Raw genomic sequence first — 19442 nt, 5'->3', positions numbered from 1 at the left:
CAATACCAATAATCATAATTAAATACATCAGAATTTCTGTAGTAGCAAAATGTTTGTACTTCGTCCAAAAAGAGTAATCGTGCTTAGGTTCTGTCATAATAATCTCGTTATTCAGTTGTGCTTTCTTTTTTCCATCTAATACTACAACCAATTGCTTTTGTATAAGTTACTGTTGGCTTTTTACCTTGCAGCAATAAATTAATTGCATTTTGTACGTAAGTTTCTTTTTGCGGGTTAACTTCTTCTTGGTCGTTATCAATCGCTCCAATATAAGCTACCTCATTCCCTTTGGCAGTTTTTTGCAATATAAAAACATGTGGTGTTTTATTAGCACCATACTTTTTAGTGTAAATATGGTTTGGATCTTCTAAATAAGCGAAGCTGAATTTCTTTTGTTTAGCACGTTCTTGCATTTTCGCATAACTATCTCCTGGCGATGCGATAGGATCGTTCGTATTTATCGCAATAACTGGATATCCCTTTGGAGCATACTCTTTATTCAATGCCTCAACCCTATCTTGATAAGCCTGAGCAACTGGACAAGTATTGCAAGTAAATACGATAATATATCCTTTGGCATCTTTATAATTAGCTAATGAAACACTCTTCCCATCAACGTTTTTTAAATTAAAATCTGAAGCTACATCACCAATCTGGTAACCATTTTGTGCTTTTGTCATAATGCCTAGCATCATTAAACAAGCAAATAAAATCCTTTTCATTTTTTAAGGTTTATAATCTTCGTGAGCTATATTTTTTACTAAATCTTCTAATTCAGTATTGACAAATTCCTTTTCAAAAAATGATCGACTATTATTTTTCACAATCAAAGTAGCTGGTAAAGCGCCCGACCATTTTTTATCTACATTATCTATAAAAGCTTGTGTATTTGGTTCATTGATTACATAAACTTCCGATTTCAATTTCTGCTTTTTAACAAATGGAATAACATTCGATTTTAATTTAGATTTGAAATCCATACTAACCAAAATCACTTTTACAGGGGTTTTAAAATATTCTTTCTTTAAACTCTCAAATTGCGACAACTCTCCCACACAAGGCCCACACCAAGTTGCCCAAAAGTTAATTACGTAGGTTGTATCTTTTCCTTTGGATAATCTTTGTTCTAATTCATTTAAGGATACTAATTTCACCTGCGCATTTGCAGATAAAGTTGCTGTTACCAAGAATAAACTCAACAGATACTTCATATAAAATAGAATTTACTTAGTCAACAATTTATTAACCTCTTGTTCTACAAATTTGTTTTTAGGAATTAGCTTTTGGTTCTGCTCATCGTCAATTTTACCAATGTATTTAATTAAAAATCCATTCGCCTTTTTTTGCAATACTACAGCAGTTGGCGTTTCTTTAATACCCAATAACCAGGTATATTTAAAATGATCATCCGATAGGTAAGGAAAAGTAAACTGCTTGTTTATTGCTAATTTTTTCATTTCTGGCATCGCATCTAGTGGATATTTAATCGGATCATCGCCATAAGGACCAATTGCAACTACTGGAAAACCTTTCACTTTATACTTCTTATCCAAAGCCATAATTCTAGGTTCATACGCAATACAATGATCACAAGTTGGCGTCATAAAAACCAAAATAAAACCTTTTGCAGCCTTTTGAGCTTTTAAATCATATACATTTCCTTTGGTACTTAACAACGCCAAATCAGGCAGTACCTCACCTACTTTTAATGCTTTTTGTGCATGCACGGTAGTTATTAAACCAATTACTAAACAAAGAGAGCCAATTATTTTACGCATAATATTATTTTAAAGTTCCTGTTTTTACAATTGCATTCTGATAAACAGGCATATTCAGATCATCAACTACAACGCCTCTGGTGGTAGAAGCATGTACAAAAAAATTGTTATTTAAATAAACGCCAACGTGGTCTACTTCATTGCCTCCAAAAGAGAAAAAGATAAGATCACCCTCTTCTAAATTGCTTTGGCTTTTCTTTTTTATCGTTTCTGCTTGGTCTTTTGATCTTCTGGGTAATGTACGACCATAAATATCCTTCTCCAACAACAATGCAAAACCCGAGCAATCTATCCCACTTTTATCCAATCCTCCAAAACGATATTTAACACCAGTCCAATCGGTAATAAAACGATACAATTGTTTACTCTTTAAGTTTGCCATCACGTCTGCAGTTTTGGCCGCTTTAGTATCCGATTTCACCGTATATTTTCTAGTTCCGCAGGATGCTAAAAACAACACCAATAGTAACAAACCAAAACAATTTAGCTTAACGTTTTTCATACCTAAGTTTTAATTAACCGTTGTATTTCATCCAATTTCAGCAAAGCCTCAACTGGCGTTAACAAATTTACATCTAGGTTATTTAAGGTATCTCGTATTTTTACTAACACTGGGTCATCAATAGCAAACATTTGTAATTGATATGCCTGGTTTTGCACCTTTTTAATGCTATCTTTAATACTTTGCCCCTCTGTTCTATCAATCTCTAAACGCTTTAATATTTCGTTAGCACGATTAATTAATTTACTCGGCATCCCAGCCATTTTAGCTACATGAATACCAAAACTATGTTCGCTACCACCTGGCACTAATTTCCGCAAGAAAATTACTTTATTGTTCATCTCTTTAATCGTTACATTAAAGTTTTTGATGCGGTTCATCGTATTTTCTAACTCATTTAACTCATGGTAATGCGTCGCAAACAAAGTTTTTGGTCGTGCAGTTGGATGTTCGTGTAAAAATTCTGCAATTGCCCAAGCAATAGAAATACCATCGTATGTACTTGTACCACGACCAATTTCATCTAACAAAATCAAACTTCTATCCGATATATTATTTAAAATACTGGCCGTTTCATTCATTTCTACCATGAATGTACTTTCGCCGCTCGATAAATTATCTGATGCCCCAACTCGAGTAAATATTTTATCAATTAAGCCAATATGAGCTGCCTTTGCAGGAACAAATGAACCCATCTGTGCCATTAAAACAATTAAAGCAGTTTGTCTTAAAATTGCCGATTTACCCGACATATTCGGACCAGTAATAATAATTATTTGCTGACTATCATTATCTAAAAACACATCATTGGTAATGTACTCATCGCCTGTTGGCAACTGTTTTTCTATTACCGGATGGCGACCTCCTTTAATATCTAATTCCTTTTTATTGTTTAAAATTGGTTTTGCGTAATGGTTTTTAATCGCTAATTGAGCAAAGCAAAGCAACACATCTAATTGTGCAATTAAATACGCATTCAGCTGAATAGGTTTAATATAATGCGCAACCTGATACATTAATTCGTTATACAAACGCACTTCAATAGCTTGTATTTTTTCTTCAGCACCTAAAATTTGTTCTTCGTATTCTTTTAACTCGGGCGTAATGTATCGCTCTGCGTTAACTAAAGTTTGTTTTCGAATCCACGCTTCAGGTACTTTATCTTTATGCGTATGCGTAACCTCTAAATAATAACCGAAAACATTGTTAAATGATATTTTTAAGGATGGTATTCCTGTATTAACTGCTTCTCTTTTCTGAATTTCGACTAAATATTCTTTTCCGCCAAAGGCGATTTTACGTAAACGATCTAACTCCTCATCTATCCCATCGGCAATTACATTTCCTTTTATCAGCAAAGCTGGAGGATCTTGATTTAGCTCTCTTTCTAGCTTTTCCTTAATGCTTAAACAAGGATTTAATTGCGATGATAATACCGTTAAAAATGGGTTTTCGGTTTTTTCAGCTAATGTTTTTACTTCCTCTATGTGTGATAAAGCTCGTTTTAATTGAACCAACTCTCTGGGGCCAGCTTTTTGCAAACCAACTTTAGAAATTAGTCTTTCTAAATCTCCAATAGGTTTAATGTGCGATAAAAACTCTTGTAAAAGTTCATTGTGATGCACCAAATATTCAACCATACCCAAGCGTTCTTGAATAGGTTTTAGTTCTTTAAGTGGCATTATAATCCACTTGTGCAGCATCCTTGCACCCATTGGGGTACTGGTTTGATCTAACACATCAAACAAGGTTACACCGTTATCGTTAGCTGTACTCACCAGTTCTAAATTGCGAATGGTAAACCGATCTAACCACATATAACGATCCTCTTCTAGTCGAGAAATAGCAGAAATATGTTGCAAATTACGATGCTCGGTTTCGCCCAAATAGTACAGCACCACTCCTGCTGCCACAATACCTGCTTGTAATTTATCTACACCAAAACCTTTAAGCGAATTAACTTCAAAATGCTTGGTTAGTATTTCGTTCGCATAATCTGTTGTGAAAGCCCAATCATCAATATGATAAGTATAAAATTTATCACCAAATAGGTTTAAAAATTCCTGACGTTTACTTTTCTGGAAAACAACTTCCGTAGGCCTAAAACCTTGCAAAAGCTTATCTATATATTCTGCATTGCCTTGCGCAACTAAAAACTCTCCGGTAGATATATCGCAAAAAGCGACACCTATATTTTGTTTATCGAAGAAAACTGCAGCTAGGTAATTATTAGATTTCTGACTTAAAATATTGTCATTATACGCAATACCTGGCGTTACCAACTCTGTTACGCCACGTTTTACAATGGATTTAGTCATTTTCGGATCTTCCAACTGATCGCAAATAGCAACCCTTTGTCCTGCCCTAACTAGTTTAGATAAATAATTTTCTAAGGAATGATGCGGAAAACCTGCCAACTCTAAAGCCCCATTCGGACCAGTGCCGCGTTTGGTTAAAACAATGCCTAAAATTTGCGCAGTTTTTACAGCGTCTTCGCCAAATGTTTCGTAAAAATCTCCTACTCTAAACAACAATAACGCACCGGGGTATTTCGCCTTTATGGTATTGTATTGCTGCATTAATGGTGTTACGGTCTCTTTTATTTTGGCCAAAATCGTTGTAAATTACTAAAGTGTAAATATAGCATCTTGAGGCTTAGGGTTGTAGTTTTTGTGGAGAAATTATTACAATGTTAGCAGGATTAAACTCCTGAGTTAATCATTAAAATAAACTTTGTTGGGCAATAGGTTTAGGTGGTATACCTAAAAATTTAAAATCCTCAGAATAAATATCATATTGTCGTTTAACTGAGTTAAATTTTCTCAAAACGATATGGTTACAGTCGAAATATAGTTTAGCATCTGAGAACATTTTTAATGCACTTTTAACATTATTTTCATTTAAACCTCTAGCTATAGACATATGAGGATCTTTACTATGGTATGGGTTATTAACAGGTAGTTGTTGTTGAATTCTCTTCATTAAAGCTGTTAAGCTATTTTTTGTAGGTTCATCAGGTGCTAAAAATATTGCTCCATTGGAATAATTCTTCACGCCATCAAAATTTAAATGAATTGGATTTTCATAATTAGCTATTTCCTTTAAACGATTAACTATAAAAATGATATCATCATCAGTTGCATCAAATTGAGTTATGGTAATATGTGCTTTAGAATTTTTACTATGATACCAACCAATTTTCGAATGTAATTCATTTTTTAATTCATCAACAAAATTAATCTCTTTTTCATTAGGCATTATAGCAATAGAATATTTTGATTTTTCAAAAAGAGTCATACCTAAAATTAATAAATCGAATGAAATACATGACATAAAACCAGAATCGATTTACCATAGTAGTGTTTAATTAATATGGGCTATCTTTGAAGAAATAAATCACAAATGGCAGTTTTACATAGAAAAGAAGAAAAAATACAAGTAGTACTAGGCAGATTGCCTAAAAAATATACAGATGAGCAGTTTGTAGAAATGTTCATCAAACTTTATTCTAAAGATTGGGGTAAAATTAAATCGGCATACATTAAACAATCTCAAGATAAAGAACCAGGCACTGTAATTAATATGCCAAAACCCGATTTATATTTAAAGCAAGTTTTAACTTCTTTTTTACAAAAAAATGTAGCCATCAAGGCTGATGATGTGCAAGAGCCCATTATTGAAGAACAACCTGTAGTTAAAAAAGCTAAAGCACCTGCTAAAAAGAAAGTTGAAGTAGTAGAAGAAGCTGTTGTAGCAGCTAAAAAACCAAAAGCCGTAGCTAAAAAGAAGGTAGAAGTTATAGAAGAAGTTATTGCAGTTGTTAAAAAACCAAAAGCTGCTGCTAAGAAAAGTGTCTAAACACACTCGTCATTCCCAACTCGATTGGGAATCGTAATGCTATAGTAAGTATTTTTATCGCATTACGATTCCCGTTTGCACGGGAATGACGAGCAAGATTCCACTAGAAAGATCCTTCGACTACGCTCAGGATGACGAGCGTTACAGATAAAAGAATTTACAACTCCTCTATATACCCTAAAAACAACCCTAACGCTTTCCTTTTATCATCAGTTAAATCAAAATCTAACTTATGAAAAAGGTAATCATCCAAATCGAAGTTAGAAAGTGCAGGCAGTTCTTTTAAAACTTCTTTCCTATGTGTTAAACCAAATTTTAATGCTTCATCAAATGCGGCAACAAACTCAGGAGAAATAGCTTTATTGGCAACCCAAGCAGCATAAACAAATGGCAGCCCAGTAAACTTCATCCACTCCTCACCCATATCATAGGCGTAAGCAAAATCTGCCTTGCGCCCAAAAGTACGATCGCCAATTAAAACAATCGCATCAGTCTTCGCATCCTGATCTGTTGTAAATTCTACCTCAACTTTAAAGTGAAACTTTAATAAAACCTTAGCTAGGTTGTTAGAAGTACGAGATTGTAAATCGAGTTTTACAGTTTTTATTTCTGCAGCAGGAACATTAGAAAAGATAAATACCGAATTAACAGCTCCCACAGAACCAATACAATATGAACCTATAATAGTTGCATTGGGTACATGAGGTATGGCAGCAACCGGTATTAAACCAATATCAACTGTGTTAGCAATTAATTTTGCGGCACAATCTGATGGGATATCTAAACTTAAATCTATTTCATTACGAATAGCACTATGTTCAATTCCGTAAATAAATGGTTTGGTATTGGTATAAGAAACTGCTGATATTTTTATTTTACTCACTATGTTTTTATATTTTCTTTCACCACCTAAGACACCTCAGTTAACCTTAGCAACATTCAATCTTAGTTGTTCTAAGATATCTTAGGTGGTGTAAATTAACTTTTCAAATGGTCGGTATTGTTAAAATCGATAACACTAAACTTATTATCATCAAAACTTAACCTGTATAATGTTGTATTTTGATGCGGGAAATCACCCATTTCAGATAGTGGTTTATCTAGCAATAAACATAACAACAATCGCATTGCTCTGCCATGCATGCACACAAGAATTCGTTTTTCTTCAGCTTTGCTTTTAATTAACATAATGGTTTCTTCTAAACGATACATTACATCATTAGGACTTTCGCCACCTTCAAATTTAGCATTGTAATTACCGCCTTGCCATTTTTCTACCATTTCTCTAAAAGCTACTCTGGCTTCTTCGGTATTTGGCTGGCCTTCCCATAAACCCCAAGCTAATTCATCTAAACCTGCTTCTTGTTCCCAAGGCAAACCTAAATCTATAAATTGTTGTACAGTTTGGTGTGTGCGTTTCAGTTCTGAAGTATAAATTTTATCGAATGGCACTTCTTTATATCGCTCGAAAAATGCTGCTGCTTGCGCTCGTCCAGTATCATTCAAATCGCTGTCTACACCTCTGCCTTGCACAATCCCTAATCTATTCAATTCTGTTTCGCCGTGGCGGATGATGTATAATTCTTTCATAATGAAAATTCGTTCGTTTGTTCATCAATTCAATGGTTCATTGGTATTAAATACGCTATGCATCTTTCCAAATGAACCAATAAGCAAGTGAACTAATTTATAACAGGCAGTTTATAATAAGATGGTTTAACATCGCTTTCAAAAACAACATCGGTAAAATCAGTTACCACATTGTACAATGTATCTCGTTCAATTGGTTTTCTGCCAACTTGTTTAATCAAATTAACCAATTCTTGTGTACTCATTGCTGGGTTTTGCTCTTCGGCACCTGCCATCGAATATATTTTAGTCGTATCGTCTAGTGTTCCATCAATATCATCAACCCCAAAGTTTAAAGAAAGTTGAGCAGTTTCTCTACTAATCATTGCCCAATAGGCTTTAATATGGTCGAAATTATCTAAATAAATACGAGCGATAGCATAATTACGTAAATCTTCAATCACCGAAACTTCTGGCACATGACTCATTTGGTTATGCTGATTTCTGAATTTTAATGGAATAAATGTTTGAAAACCTTTAGTCTGATCTTGCAAATTACGTAAACGTTCCATGTGATCTACACGATGCTCGTATTTCTCAATATGCCCATATAACATGGTCGCGTTAGAGCGCATACCTAATTTATGCCACTCTTCATGTATCGCCAACCATTGGTCTGCCGTACATTTATCTTTGGCAATTTGCTCTCTAATTTCTGGATGAAATATTTCTGCTCCGCCTCCTGGAATTGATTCTAAACCTGCGTCTTTCATCAATTTCATTCCCGTAGCGTAATCTATTTTGGCTTTTTTAAAGATGTAGTGATATTCTACAGGCGTTAATGCTTTTACATGTAACGCAGGGCGATGTTTTTTTATAGCGCTAAACAAACCCGAATAAAATTCTACATCATACTGCGGTAAAACGCCACCAACAATATGAACTTCGGTAACAGGTTCATCATCGTACTTTTTAACTACGTCGAGCATTTCATCCATAGTTAATGCCCAACCCTCTTCTTTTTGTTTAATTAAACGAGAATATGAACAGAATTTACAATCGTAAACGCAAAGATTGGTAGGTTCTAAATGGAAGTTGCGATTGAAATAGGTTTTATCGCCATGCTTTTCTTCTCTGATATAATTGGCCAACACACCTAAATACCCTAATTCTGCGTGTTCATATAAGTATACACCTTCATCAAATGTAATACGTTGATGATTTTGGACTTTTTGGGCAATAGCCTTTAAAGGTGCTGCAATATTCGGGTTATTAAGAAGTAGAGTTAAAGCCTGCACAGTAATTCATTTTAATGTTTAGGCAAAAGTACAATATTGACCTAATTGAAAATCATTTTCTTGTAAAAATGGCTTATTTAGAAACAATACATAAAAAGAAAGCCGCAGATGCAGAGATTATAACTTAAATAATCAGAGCATCTGTGGCTAATAGATAGATGTACTTAATTTTATTACTTAGCTGCTTTTGTAAAATTCATTACAATGTAAGCAGTTTTGCTACCATATTCTATTGGCGATTTAATTACCATACTGTTTCCATCTGATGAAGAAAGCATTAAACGATAACCTTCTGTTACGTTTTTAGCTTTATCGCCTTCGTATAATTTTTTAAACTGAAAAGTTTCATCAGCTGTGCTTACAGACCAAAAAATACTTTGTGTTTTAGCTGCACAAGTTGCACTTGATGGCAAACTATAACTTCCATTTCCGCTGTTTGTTAAGCTCCAAGTACTGCCTACAAAACATTTGTAAGAACTTTCGCCCAAGAATGATTTTACAGCAATTTCAGGAATACCATCAAAAGTAATGTCGTTTAAAACCCAATTACCAGATACATCGCCACGTTTTACAGCTACTGTACCACTTGTTGTTTTCGGAGAGCAGCTTTGTAACACTATTAATGAACTACAAATTAAGGCTGCTATTAAAAATATTCTTTTCATATACTTGTTTTTTGATTAACCTTTTACATAAATCTTGCCAAAATCATTTTTTTAGTGAGATAAAATTTAGCTTTGTTATAAATCTTTGATATTTAATTAGTAAAAAAATGAAACCAGAAACCGCTGCCATCCATGCTTTAAATTTAGTGAAAAGTGCCACAGGCGATGTATCGATGCCTATTAGCTTATCTACAACTTTTTTACGTGATGAAGATGGCGGTTATCCGGGCGGGCACATGTATAGCAGAATGAGTAATCCGAACAGAGCTGCTTTAGAAAACGTAATTACAGCATTAGAGTTTGGTGCAGATACTTGCGCTTTTTCATCGGGTAATACCGCAGGGATGTCTATTTTTCAGGCCTTAAAATCTGGCAGTCATATTATTGCACCCGATGATATGTATTGGGGTTTGAAAAAACAGTTGCTCAGTATTTTTAATGAAACCCTAACATTTGATTTTATTAGTTTAATTGATGTTGATAAAATAGAAAGTTTCATTAAACCGAATACAGTAATGATTTGGGCAGAAACGCCTTCTAATCCACTCATAAAAATTACTGATATTGAAGCTTTGGCAAAGATTTGTAAAGCACATAAACTCATTTTAGCAGTTGATAGCACTTTTGCTTCTCCAACTTTACAAAATCCCATTACCTTAGGTGCAGACATTGTAATGCACTCTACTACTAAATATATTGGTGGGCATAGCGATGTTTTAGGTGGTTCTTTAACTACTGCTACTAAAAATGAGTTTTGGGAAAGAGTTAAAAACATACAGCAAAATGGTGGTGCAGTTCCATCACCATTTGATTGTTTTTTATTGCTAAGAAGTATTAAAACGTTGGCTTATAGAATGAAAGGACATTGCGAAAACGCGATGAAATTGGCTCAATATTTAGAAGCTCATCCAAAAGTAGAGGCTGTATATTATCCTGGTTTACCTTCTCATCCACAACATGATGTTGCTAAAAAACAGATGAAAGATTTTGGAGGGATGTTATCTGTATTAGTTAAAGGCGATGCAGCAACTGCTAGAAAAGTGGTGAATACTGTAAAGGTATTTGCTCAGGCTACCAGCCTTGGTGGTGTAGAAAGTTTAATTGAACATCGTGCTTCGGTGGAAGGACCTGATACTAAAACACCACAGAATTTAATTCGGGTTTCTGTGGGTTTAGAGCATATAGATGATTTGATTGCAGATTTTGAACAAGCTTTGGGGTAATACTGTTTCGTCATGTCCAACTCGATCCGATAACTATCGGATGGGTATCCTAATGCTATCGCTTTAAGATTTCCGCTTTCGCGGGAATGACAATAGGATAATCGGAACTATCCAAACAAATCACTACTTAAATACCTGTCTCCTCTATCACATGCAATAAAAACAATTAAACCGCTTTCCAATTCTTGAGCTAATTGCAAAGCACAATGTAAAGCACCACCGCTACTCATTCCAGCAAATACCCCTTCTTTTCTTGCTAAATTTCTAGAAGCTATGGTCGCATCTTGTTGCGAAACATCCATAATTCTATCTACACGTTTAGGCTCGTATATTTTTGGTAAATATTCAATAGGCCAACGGCGAATTCCTGGAATAGATGATTCTTCAGTAGGTTGGCAACCCACAATTTGAATAGCAGGATTTTTCTCTTTTAAATACCTAGAATTTCCCATAATGCTACCTGTTGTACCCATACTGCTTACAAAATGTGTAATCTGCCCGTTGGTATCTTTCCAAATTTCTGGTCCGGTAGTTTTATAATGCGCTAAATAATTATCAGGATTAGCAAACTGGTTCAACAAAAAGTATCCAGGTTGTGCACCCTTTTCTTCCGCATAATCTCTACATACTTCAATAGATTCTAATAATGTTACCTTAGCACCAAAAGCCTCCATAGTTAAGGTACGTTCTCTAGTAGAACTTGCAGGCATTACTAATTCTATCTCGATACCGTAAATAGAAGCAATCATGGCTAGCGCAATACCTGTATTTCCGCTTGTAGCTTCTATTAACTTTGTGTTTTTATCAATCTCTCCACGCTCCATCGCACTACGTATCATATTCAATGCAGCTCTATCCTTTACACTTCCACCAGGATTATTACCTTCTAGCTTGGCATAAATTTTAACATTCGGATTTGAGTTAAGGTACCTGATTTCTACTAATGGTGTATTTCCAATACTATCTATTATGGTCATCATTCTCTTTTTGTCTCCTTTATTTTAATTTCTGCCTGATGATAAACTGTTGAACCTTCTGGAACGCTTACCGTTAGCCACACATTTCCACCAATAATACTATGGTCGCCTATAGAGGTTGATCCGCCCAAAATTGTTGCACCAGAATAAATAATTACATGGTTACCAATAGTTGGATGTCTTTTCGTATTCGACTTTGATTTGTCTACACTTAAAGCGCCTAAAGTTACACCTTGATAAAGTTTTACATGATTTCCAATCACAGTAGTTTCGCCAATTACTAAACCCGTACCATGATCTATGTACAAATATTCACCAATATCGGCAGCAGGATGAATATCTATTCCTGTAATTGTATGAGCATATTCCGTTATGATACGGGGAATATGAGGCACTTCTAACAAGTGCAATTCATGCGCAAAGCGGTACATAGAAATAGCGAAAAAACCAGGATAACATCTAATAATTTCGAACTCACTTTGTGCTGCTGGATCTCCATCAACAAGAGATGTCAAGTCTGTGTTTAATTTACGGTAAACCTCTGGTAGTCGATCAAAAAATGCATCTGCTATTCCTTTATTAAGGGTTTTATTAGATGATTTCGTTGATTTCAAAATCAATTGAAGTTCTTCTTTAAGCTCAAAAAATACACCTTTAAGTATTTCTTGATTATAATTAGTTGAAGCTCCACGTTCTGGAAAAATCAAGTTAAGTAAAGCGTGTGCCCAATTAGCAATCATTTGATTTGAAGGCACTACTTGTTGTTGGTTTTGGCGACAGATAATACTATCTAGAAATTTAGAGTCCAATGATATGAGAAATTATTTTACTCTACAAAGTTAGTATACTTTATTATGGTATTCAAGTTATTTTAATTCAGTTTAGTCAAGCTAATGCCAAATTCCCATTCCTTAAACAACAACGCTCCAAACAACGGATCAAGCAAAAGTTGTGCGCTTTTTTCTTGCGCCTAAAGCTCTCCTACAGTTTTTACAAATTAGCCAGAAAACACAGAAGGTTATCATTTAATCCTTGTTTTACCCAGTTCCTCTTTTAACAAAAATCTAGTATAGGACAATGTGAACAAATTGAGGTTATGTTCGATTCTTCTTAATAGTAAGTCCGCGTATAGTCCGCGTTTTTTCACAATAATGCGGACTATCTGCGGATTTAGTATGCTCTTACTATTACCTTAACACGAAGCGAACCTTAAGACAAAAACTTGATCTCTTTTTGTTTAACTTATAACTTGAAAAGTTCTCGATAATTAATTAGGATAAATCACAACAATCCTTTCTATTTTCTTCCAACAGAAATACTTAATCCCTCTTCAGCTTTTACGCTTGTTCCTGAAACAACCTACCACAAAACAATAAATTAAATAATTTTCAGAATTAAATTTTGATAATTAATTTAATACCACTACATTTGAAACATTATTTGGTGAAAGCTAAATAAAAATCAAATCCTTTATCGATTTGATTTATAAAGAAGTGGCGAGAGACAGGCTCTTTGACCCACTGGCAACCCTCCCTAACGGAGAAGGTGCCAATTCCTGACCAACCAACATGGTGTTGTTTGGAAATATAAATTAAGAAGATGAAAACAGTCAATTCAATTTCGCTAAGCGAAAGTCTTAAGTCAAGCCCCAAACGGTCAATTGCATTTTTAAGTGTAAATCTGATTTGTAGTAATATGCAGTTAATGAACTGTATGTGCAGCCGCATATACTAGTTTAAAAAATCTTCCTCTTTGTATTTTTCAATTCGGAAGGTCTCGATAAATCGAGATACGCTGTTACCTTATCAACACAATTACGTTTTACTTAAAGATTTAAAATCATGTCAACCACTCATAAATTCGAAACATTACAATTACACGCAGGTCAAGAAATAGATCCAACAACTGGCTCAAGAGCTGTACCTATTTATCAAACCACATCTTACGGTTTTAAAAACTCAGAACACGGTGCCAATTTATTTGCGCTAAAAGAATTTGGTAATATATATACACGCATCATGAACCCAACAACCGATGTCTTTGAAAAAAGAATTGCGGCTTTAGAGGGTGGTGTTGCGGCTTTAGCAGTAGGTTCTGGGCAGGCGGCACAGTTTATTGCGTTAAATAATATTTTACAAGCTGGCGATAACTTTGTGTCATCAAGTCATTTATATGGTGGTTCTTACAACCAGTTTAAAGTTGCATTTAAGCGTTTAGGCATTGAAGTTAAATTTGCCAATGGCGATGATCCTTTAGATTTCGAAGCTAAAATAGATGAAAACACTAAAGCTATTTATTTAGAAACAATAGGTAATCCTGCTTTTAGCTTTATAGATTTTGAACAGCTTGCTACAATTGCCAAAAAACACGATTTACCACTTATAGTTGATAATACTTTCGGCGCTGCTGGATATTTGTTTAGACCTTTAGAACATGGCGCACACATTGTAGTAGAATCTGCCACAAAGTGGATTGGTGGTCACGGCACTAGCATTGGTGGTGTAATAGTTGATGGTGGAAATTACAACTGGGGCAATGGAAAGTTCCCTCAATTTACTGAGCCATCAGAAGGTTACCATGGTTTAGTGTTTAGCGATGTATTTGGCGAAGGTGGTCCTTTTGGCAATATTCAGTTTATTATTCGTGCTCGAGTAGAAGGTTTAAGAGATTTCGGCCCTTCGCTAGCTCCTTTTAACTCTTTTTTATTACTACAAGGATTAGAAACTTTATCGCTACGTGTACAACGTCATGTAGAAAACGCTTTAGCTCTTGCCAAATGGTTAGAAAATCATCCAGCAGTTGCGAAAGTAAATTACCCTGGTTTAGAAAGCAGCCCTTATCATGCCAATGCGAAAAAATATTTACGTAATGGTTTTGGCGCTGTACTTTCCTTTGAGTTAAAGGGCGATAAAGAAAGTGCAATTGCCTTAGTTGACAACTTAAAATTGGTTAGCCATTTAGCTAATGTTGGCGATGCAAAAACGCTAATTATTCAGCCTTCGGCAACAACACACCAACAATTAAGTGAGAGCGAGCAATTGGCAGCGGGTGTAAAACCAAATCAATTGCGGGTATCTGTTGGTATTGAACATATTGATGATATCAAAGCTGATTTTGAACAAGCATTTGAAAAAATTGGTTCATTGGCATCATTGGCTCATTAGTTTTTATTTCAGACAAATTCAACTTTACAACATGTCTACCACATATAAATATCCAAAAATTTTTAAACTAGAGAACGGCAAAAAGTTACGCAATCTCGAAATTGCTTATCAAACATTTGGCAAATTAAATGCTAAGAAGGATAATGTAATTTGGGCTTGCCATGCGTTAACTGCTAATGCAGATGTATTAGATTGGTGGAAAGGATTATTTGGAAATAAGTCTTTATTTAACCCTGATGAACATTTTATTGTTTGCGCTAACATTTTGGGTTCAAATTATGGCACTACAAATCCATTAAGTAAAAACCCAACCACTGGACAGCTTTATTATTTATCTTTCCCTGAGTTTACAATTAAAGATTTAGCTGCAACGCACAGTTTACTAGCAAAACATTTAGAAATAAATACAATTAAGGTTTTAATTGGTGGTTCTTTAGGTGGACAACAAGCTTTAGAATGGTCGTTGGCTAAAACGCAGACTATAGAGAATTTAATTTTAGTGGCTACAAATGCGGTTCATTCTCCATGGGGAATTGCTTTTAATGAAAGTCAACGTTTAGCAATTAGCACCGACAGAACTTTCTATGCAAATCAGCCAGATGGCGGTTTAAAAGGTTTAAAAGTTGCCCGTAGCATTGCTTTATTGTCTTATCGTACGTACGAAGCTTATTCGGCAACGCAATTAGAAAGTGTAAACGATAAAACGACTGATTACAGAGCAGCATCATACCAAAATTACCAAGGTGAGAAATTGTGTAAACGCTTTAATGCTTATAGTTATTGGTATTTAAGCAAAGCGATGGATAGCCATAATGTTGGGCGTGGACGGAAAAGCATTACTGCTGCTTTAGCGGAAGTAAAGTCGAATACGTTAGTTATTGGCATTGAGAACGATGTGCTCTTCCCTATTAGCGAGCAAAAGTTTTTGGCAAACCATATTAATGACGCACAGTTTAGCAGCATTAATTGTGCTTATGGGCACGATGGATTTTTAATAGAGACTGATAAACTAACAAACATCATTGGCAACTTTTTGAAAGAGAGTAGCGATAAGAAAATAATTAAATTACATAAAACAGCATAAATGGAAATGGAGAATAGGAAATAGAAAATAGACGTGGTGTTTAGTTATACGCCCAACCTATTGCCTATTAACTATTCTCAACTATAATAAATTACAGAAATGAGTAAGAAACTTAAAATAGGATTATTTGGATTTGGAGTGGTTGGACAGGGTTTGCATGATATTATTCGTGGGCAAAACCTAAATTTAGAGGTAGTAAAGATTGCGATTAAAAACCCTGAAAAGAAACGCAGTTTAGATGCTCATCTTTTCACAACATCACACGATGAGATTTTAGATAACCCGGAAATAAACACCATAGTTGAACTAATTGATGATGCTGATGCGGCTTTCAATATTGTTAAAAAAGCATTAAGTAATGGAAAGAATGTAGTATCGGCTAATAAAAAGATGATTGCGATACACTTAGAAGAATTAGTGCATTTGCAAGAAAAACATGGTACATCTTTATTGTATGAAGGTGCTGTTTGTGGTAGTATTCCAATTATTCGTAACCTGGAAGAGTATTATGACAATGAACTTTTACATGGTATTAGTGGCATTTTTAATGGTTCATCGAACTATATTTTATCTAAGATATTTAATGAAGGTTTAGCGTATGGTACTGCTTTAAAGCAGGCTCAGGATTTAGGTTTTGCAGAAACCGATCCTATTTTAGATGTGGGAGGTTACGATGCAAAATATAAACTAACTATTGCTACGGCTCATGCATATGGTTTGTTTATCAATCCGGATAATATTTTAAATGTTGGTATTCAGAATATTTCTGATGATGATATTCAGTACGCGAAGGAGAAAAACATTAAAATTAAATTGGTACCTACTGCTCGTAAAATAAGTACTAAACAAATTATTAGTTATGTGTTGCCGAAGTTTGTTAAACCTGATGATTTTCTTTACAATGTAGAAAATGAGTATAATGGTGTAACTGTACAGGCTGCATTTGCTGATAAACAATTCTTTTTTGGCAAAGGCGCAGGTGGTCACCCGACGGGGGCTGCTGTACTTTCTGATATTGCTGCATTACGTTACGACTACCAATATGAGTATAAGAAATACCGTCAGCAAAATGGCTTAATTAATACTGATAAGGTTAGTATTGAGGTGTATTTACGCTATGTACATGAGTATACTTTGGATAAATTGGAAGTTGAGAATATTTCAGAGCGTTTTTCTCGCAATGATTATAAATATGTAATAGGTAGTATTACGCTTAAGAATTTAATTAAACATCGTAATTTGTTAGTGAATAAAGATGTTTTTATTGCTCAGACTGGTAGGTTAACTTTTGGTCAGCAGGATATTGCTCCGATTATTGAAAACGAAACGTTTTTAGCAAATTAGAGTAGTTTATTTTGTTTTGTTTTGATGTAAAAGGCCTTGACGTTATGTTGAGGCCTTTGCATTTAAGCCTCTCCCCTAACCCCTCTCCAAAGGAGAGGGAAACTCAGGGTGGAAATTAATAATGTAAAATTTTTACGGTAACAGAATAAGGATTGAAACTGCATTCTGTTTTGGGTTATGGTTTTTGAACGATTGTGAGGGAAGTTTGGATTGCTTTCTCCTTCGGGATATTACAAGGCGTGTCCTCGTTCTTGGCGGTGAGTTGTTGTTTTGGAAAGATTGTAAGATGGTAGCATCATTGCGAGGTAAATAACCACCCCGCCTTTCAGGCACCCCTCCAAAGGAGGGGAATTGCAAAGTTGCGCATGCTGGGTTTCTTTTTGCAGGTGCTAGGTTTTTGGGGCTGTTTTGGGTTTATTAAACCTGTCCCGATAGCTATCGGGAGGAGTGGAAATACTTTTTTATTGCAGATGCTTCGACAAGCTCAGCATGACAAATGCAAAAAAGATTGTAACGGAAAGCAGGGCTGGTTTTGTGATGAAATACTGATATTGTTTTTCGGAAAATGATTAACCACATAGATGCATGGGGCACATTAGTTGGACTTAATTTAGTAACTTAAACTACCTACCTCTTCTTGAACACCTAACTTATCTATAATTTGATCTAGTACGCTTTGATCTAAGTTGGTGAATTTTGAGGAGTACCACTGTGCGGTTTTATCATCGAGCCAAATGCAGAAGGAGTGACAATCTTCTAAAATTACGGCGTAGGTAAGGTGAAAATCATCTTGAATTTTCATGCAGAAACCTTTAAAGGTTTTGCCTTTAACATCAAACTGGAGGTTTAAATAATCGTTCAACATGGTGCTTTTGGTTTTAGGGTGATGATATAACAAATGTCTTATTAAAATGTTTAGTGAAAGTTAAGTTTATAACAAGAAATTCTTTTTTGCAGTATAATTAGTTGATGGTTAATGGTTGATAGACGTGATGTATAGGCATCCAAACTATGTACAATTGACTATCTACTTACTCCTACCCTATATTTAACATATTAGAATAGCCTTTGGCAATGAGGCGTTTTTTTGAGGGCAGAAATACTTCGCATTGTAGGTTAATTATTGTTCGACCTTGTTTTACGATGGTTGTTTTAGCTGTAATTTCATCTCCTTCGTTGGCTGGTGCAAAATAATCTATGTTGTTATTAACTGTTGTATAACGAGCGTTTAAGCCTAAAATGTATACGGTTGCTCCTATTAAATCGTCGATAATACCTGCGGTAATGCCTCCGTGTAGGATACCATGGGGGTTGGTCATTTCTTTTCGGACGATATAGCTACATTCTAATGTTCCTTTCTCTGCGTTGATTAATGTTGGTTTTAACCAGTTCATGAAGTGTGATGGTGACTGGGTAATTTCTTTTCCTTTTAGGGATTGAAAGATTAATAATCGTTGTTGTTGTTCGGTTTGTTCTTCCATTTTATGCTATGTTTATGCTAAATTTAGGTATTAAATTATATATATGAGTAGTTCGCAAATTACAGCTATAACGGAGTTAGATCGGTCTACGTATAGAACTAAGATTTATTCTGGCGGTCATTTTATTTATGCTGATGAACCTGAAGATTTAGGTGGTACTGATGAGGGTATGCCTCCTGGGGCTTTGCTTTTGGCTAGTTTGGGGAGTTGTACGGCGATTACGATACGCATGTATGCTGATAGGAAGGGGATTGCTTTAGATGCTATTAAGATTGATTTGGCAATTTGTAATGAGGATAAAATGAGTAATGAAACTACGATTACGCGTAAGATAGAGTTTGTTGGGGATTTGGATAGTGAGCAGCGTGTTCGTTTGTTGCAGATTGCGGATAAGTGTCCGATACATAAGTTGTTGAGTAATCCTGTTAGGATTGTGACGAGTTAGGGGCTAGTTTGTTTTTATGGCGCTTTACGGTTCCTGTTTTCAAGGGAATGACAA

20 protein-coding genes and 1 riboswitch are annotated in these 19442 nt (G+C 35.0%); of the genes, 6 read left to right on the top strand and 14 right to left on the bottom strand.

Annotation, left to right across the window (positions count from 1 at the left end; translation table 11 throughout):
- Positions 1-107: 107 nt before the first annotated feature.
- The 6 genes from GM921_RS04480 to GM921_RS04455 all read right to left on the bottom strand — a co-directional run bounded on the left by GM921_RS04480 (position 108) and on the right by GM921_RS04455 (position 5577).
- The gene (locus GM921_RS04480) at positions 108-722 is read right to left on the bottom strand and encodes a thioredoxin family protein (RefSeq protein WP_182921407.1); all 615 of its coding nucleotides are present in this window, start codon (positions 720-722) and stop codon (positions 108-110) included.
- A 3-nt stretch (positions 723-725) separates the two neighbouring features.
- Complete coding sequence (locus tag GM921_RS04475; RefSeq protein ID WP_182921406.1) at positions 726-1211, bottom strand: TlpA disulfide reductase family protein; 486 nt, start codon at positions 1209-1211, stop codon at positions 726-728.
- 12 nt (positions 1212-1223) lie between these two features.
- Positions 1224-1778, bottom strand: a complete 555-nt coding sequence (locus tag GM921_RS04470) for a redoxin domain-containing protein (protein WP_182921405.1) — start codon at positions 1776-1778, stop codon at positions 1224-1226.
- Positions 1779-1782: 4 nt separating this feature from the next.
- Complete coding sequence (locus GM921_RS04465; RefSeq protein WP_182921404.1) at positions 1783-2280, bottom strand: C40 family peptidase; 498 nt, start codon at positions 2278-2280, stop codon at positions 1783-1785.
- Positions 2281-2282: 2 nt separating this feature from the next.
- Positions 2283-4859: a DNA mismatch repair protein MutS gene (gene mutS, locus GM921_RS04460; protein ID WP_182921403.1), complete on the bottom strand. Its 2577-nt coding sequence runs from the start codon at positions 4857-4859 to the stop codon at positions 2283-2285.
- Positions 4860-5001: 142 nt separating this feature from the next.
- Positions 5002-5577: a 2'-5' RNA ligase family protein gene (locus GM921_RS04455; protein ID WP_182921402.1), complete on the bottom strand. Its 576-nt coding sequence runs from the start codon at positions 5575-5577 to the stop codon at positions 5002-5004.
- A 105-nt stretch (positions 5578-5682) separates the two neighbouring features.
- On the opposite strand from GM921_RS04455, the gene GM921_RS17475 reads away from it, so the two are divergent.
- Positions 5683-6138, top strand: coding sequence for a hypothetical protein (locus GM921_RS17475; RefSeq protein ID WP_235969774.1), 456 nt, complete (start codon positions 5683-5685; stop codon positions 6136-6138).
- Between the two features lie 157 nt (positions 6139-6295).
- Here the strand turns inward: GM921_RS17475 and GM921_RS04445 are convergent, their stop codons facing one another.
- The 4 genes from GM921_RS04445 to GM921_RS04430 form a co-directional block, all read right to left on the bottom strand.
- A complete protein-coding gene (locus GM921_RS04445) occupies positions 6296-7021 on the bottom strand; it encodes a menaquinone biosynthetic enzyme MqnA/MqnD family protein (protein ID WP_182921401.1) in 726 nt (241 codons plus the stop codon).
- Positions 7022-7116: 95 nt separating this feature from the next.
- The gene (locus GM921_RS04440; RefSeq protein WP_182921400.1) at positions 7117-7728 is read right to left on the bottom strand and encodes a histidine phosphatase family protein; all 612 of its coding nucleotides are present in this window, start codon (positions 7726-7728) and stop codon (positions 7117-7119) included.
- A 92-nt stretch (positions 7729-7820) separates the two neighbouring features.
- Complete coding sequence (gene mqnE / locus GM921_RS04435; RefSeq protein WP_182921399.1) at positions 7821-9005, bottom strand: aminofutalosine synthase MqnE; 1185 nt, start codon at positions 9003-9005, stop codon at positions 7821-7823.
- Positions 9006-9178: 173 nt separating this feature from the next.
- Positions 9179-9670, bottom strand: coding sequence for a lipocalin family protein (locus GM921_RS04430; RefSeq protein WP_182921398.1), 492 nt, complete (start codon positions 9668-9670; stop codon positions 9179-9181).
- Positions 9671-9777: 107 nt separating this feature from the next.
- Between GM921_RS04430 and GM921_RS04425 the strand changes: the two genes are divergently transcribed.
- Entirely contained in the window at positions 9778-10893 is a 1116-nt protein-coding gene (locus GM921_RS04425) for a trans-sulfuration enzyme family protein (RefSeq protein WP_182921397.1), read from the top strand.
- Between the two features lie 107 nt (positions 10894-11000).
- Here GM921_RS04425 and cysM read toward each other — a convergent pair whose 3' ends face one another.
- Both cysM and GM921_RS04415 read right to left on the bottom strand, forming a co-directional pair.
- On the bottom strand, positions 11001-11873 hold the full coding sequence (gene cysM / locus GM921_RS04420) for a cysteine synthase CysM (protein WP_182921396.1): 873 nt from the start codon (positions 11871-11873) through the stop codon (positions 11001-11003).
- Positions 11870-12679 carry a serine O-acetyltransferase gene (locus GM921_RS04415; protein WP_235969773.1) on the bottom strand — a complete coding sequence of 270 codons (810 nt, stop codon included), beginning with the start codon at positions 12677-12679 and terminating at the stop codon, positions 11870-11872. Before GM921_RS04415 ends, cysM begins: the two co-directional genes overlap by 4 nt.
- A gap of 671 nt (positions 12680-13350) precedes the next feature.
- A riboswitch (SAM riboswitch) is annotated at positions 13351-13463 on the top strand.
- 248 nt (positions 13464-13711) lie between these two features.
- Between GM921_RS04415 and GM921_RS04410 the strand changes: the two genes are divergently transcribed.
- The 3 genes from GM921_RS04410 (at position 13712) to GM921_RS04400 (ending at position 17462) form a co-directional block, all read left to right on the top strand.
- Entirely contained in the window at positions 13712-15034 is a 1323-nt protein-coding gene (locus GM921_RS04410; protein ID WP_182921395.1) for an O-acetylhomoserine aminocarboxypropyltransferase/cysteine synthase family protein, read from the top strand.
- 31 nt (positions 15035-15065) lie between these two features.
- A complete protein-coding gene (locus GM921_RS04405; RefSeq protein WP_182921394.1) occupies positions 15066-16118 on the top strand; it encodes a homoserine O-acetyltransferase family protein in 1053 nt (350 codons plus the stop codon).
- A 99-nt stretch (positions 16119-16217) separates the two neighbouring features.
- Complete coding sequence (locus tag GM921_RS04400; protein ID WP_182921393.1) at positions 16218-17462, top strand: homoserine dehydrogenase; 1245 nt, start codon at positions 16218-16220, stop codon at positions 17460-17462.
- A 610-nt stretch (positions 17463-18072) separates the two neighbouring features.
- Here the strand turns inward: GM921_RS04400 and GM921_RS04395 are convergent.
- Positions 18073-18327, bottom strand: coding sequence for a hypothetical protein (locus GM921_RS04395; RefSeq protein WP_182921392.1), 255 nt, complete (start codon positions 18325-18327; stop codon positions 18073-18075).
- 172 nt (positions 18328-18499) lie between these two features.
- Positions 18500-18943, bottom strand: a complete 444-nt coding sequence (locus GM921_RS04390) for a PaaI family thioesterase (protein ID WP_202985628.1) — start codon at positions 18941-18943, stop codon at positions 18500-18502.
- A 43-nt stretch (positions 18944-18986) separates the two neighbouring features.
- Between GM921_RS04390 and GM921_RS04385 the strand changes: the two genes are divergently transcribed.
- Entirely contained in the window at positions 18987-19388 is a 402-nt protein-coding gene (locus GM921_RS04385) for an OsmC family protein (RefSeq protein WP_182921391.1), read from the top strand.
- Positions 19389-19442: the final 54 nt, after the last annotated feature.

Origin of the sequence: Pedobacter planticolens (genome assembly GCF_014172375.1) — a bacterium.
Lineage (GTDB): Bacteria > Bacteroidota > Bacteroidia > Sphingobacteriales > Sphingobacteriaceae > Pedobacter > Pedobacter planticolens.
The sequence above is the reverse complement of the archived record's forward strand: the minus strand, read 5'-3'. Positions and strand labels throughout refer to the sequence as shown.

What these genes read in the sequence shown, in the direction of transcription:
- GM921_RS04480 (WP_182921407.1), bottom strand. Translation starts at nt 722, where the DNA reads ATGAAAAGGATTTTATTTGCTTGTTTAATGATGCTAGGCATTATGACA.
- GM921_RS04475 (WP_182921406.1), bottom strand. Translation starts at nt 1,211, where the DNA reads ATGAAGTATCTGTTGAGTTTATTCTTGGTAACAGCAACTTTATCTGCA.
- GM921_RS04470 (WP_182921405.1), bottom strand. Translation starts at nt 1,778, where the DNA reads ATGCGTAAAATAATTGGCTCTCTTTGTTTAGTAATTGGTTTAATAACT.
- GM921_RS04465 (WP_182921404.1), bottom strand. Translation starts at nt 2,280, where the DNA reads ATGAAAAACGTTAAGCTAAATTGTTTTGGTTTGTTACTATTGGTGTTG.
- mutS (WP_182921403.1), bottom strand. Translation starts at nt 4,859, where the DNA reads ATGCAGCAATACAATACCATAAAGGCGAAATACCCCGGTGCGTTATTG.
- GM921_RS04455 (WP_182921402.1), bottom strand. Translation starts at nt 5,577, where the DNA reads ATGACTCTTTTTGAAAAATCAAAATATTCTATTGCTATAATGCCTAAT.
- GM921_RS17475 (WP_235969774.1), top strand. Translation starts at nt 5,683, where the DNA reads ATGGCAGTTTTACATAGAAAAGAAGAAAAAATACAAGTAGTACTAGGC.
- GM921_RS04440 (WP_182921400.1), bottom strand. Translation starts at nt 7,728, where the DNA reads ATGAAAGAATTATACATCATCCGCCACGGCGAAACAGAATTGAATAGA.
- GM921_RS04430 (WP_182921398.1), bottom strand. Translation starts at nt 9,670, where the DNA reads ATGAAAAGAATATTTTTAATAGCAGCCTTAATTTGTAGTTCATTAATA.
- GM921_RS04425 (WP_182921397.1), top strand. Translation starts at nt 9,778, where the DNA reads ATGAAACCAGAAACCGCTGCCATCCATGCTTTAAATTTAGTGAAAAGT.
- cysM (WP_182921396.1), bottom strand. Translation starts at nt 11,873, where the DNA reads ATGATGACCATAATAGATAGTATTGGAAATACACCATTAGTAGAAATC.
- GM921_RS04410 (WP_182921395.1), top strand. Translation starts at nt 13,712, where the DNA reads ATGTCAACCACTCATAAATTCGAAACATTACAATTACACGCAGGTCAA.
- GM921_RS04405 (WP_182921394.1), top strand. Translation starts at nt 15,066, where the DNA reads ATGTCTACCACATATAAATATCCAAAAATTTTTAAACTAGAGAACGGC.
- GM921_RS04400 (WP_182921393.1), top strand. Translation starts at nt 16,218, where the DNA reads ATGAGTAAGAAACTTAAAATAGGATTATTTGGATTTGGAGTGGTTGGA.
- GM921_RS04395 (WP_182921392.1), bottom strand. Translation starts at nt 18,327, where the DNA reads ATGTTGAACGATTATTTAAACCTCCAGTTTGATGTTAAAGGCAAAACC.
- GM921_RS04390 (WP_202985628.1), bottom strand. Translation starts at nt 18,943, where the DNA reads ATGGAAGAACAAACCGAACAACAACAACGATTATTAATCTTTCAATCC.
- GM921_RS04385 (WP_182921391.1), top strand. Translation starts at nt 18,987, where the DNA reads ATGAGTAGTTCGCAAATTACAGCTATAACGGAGTTAGATCGGTCTACG.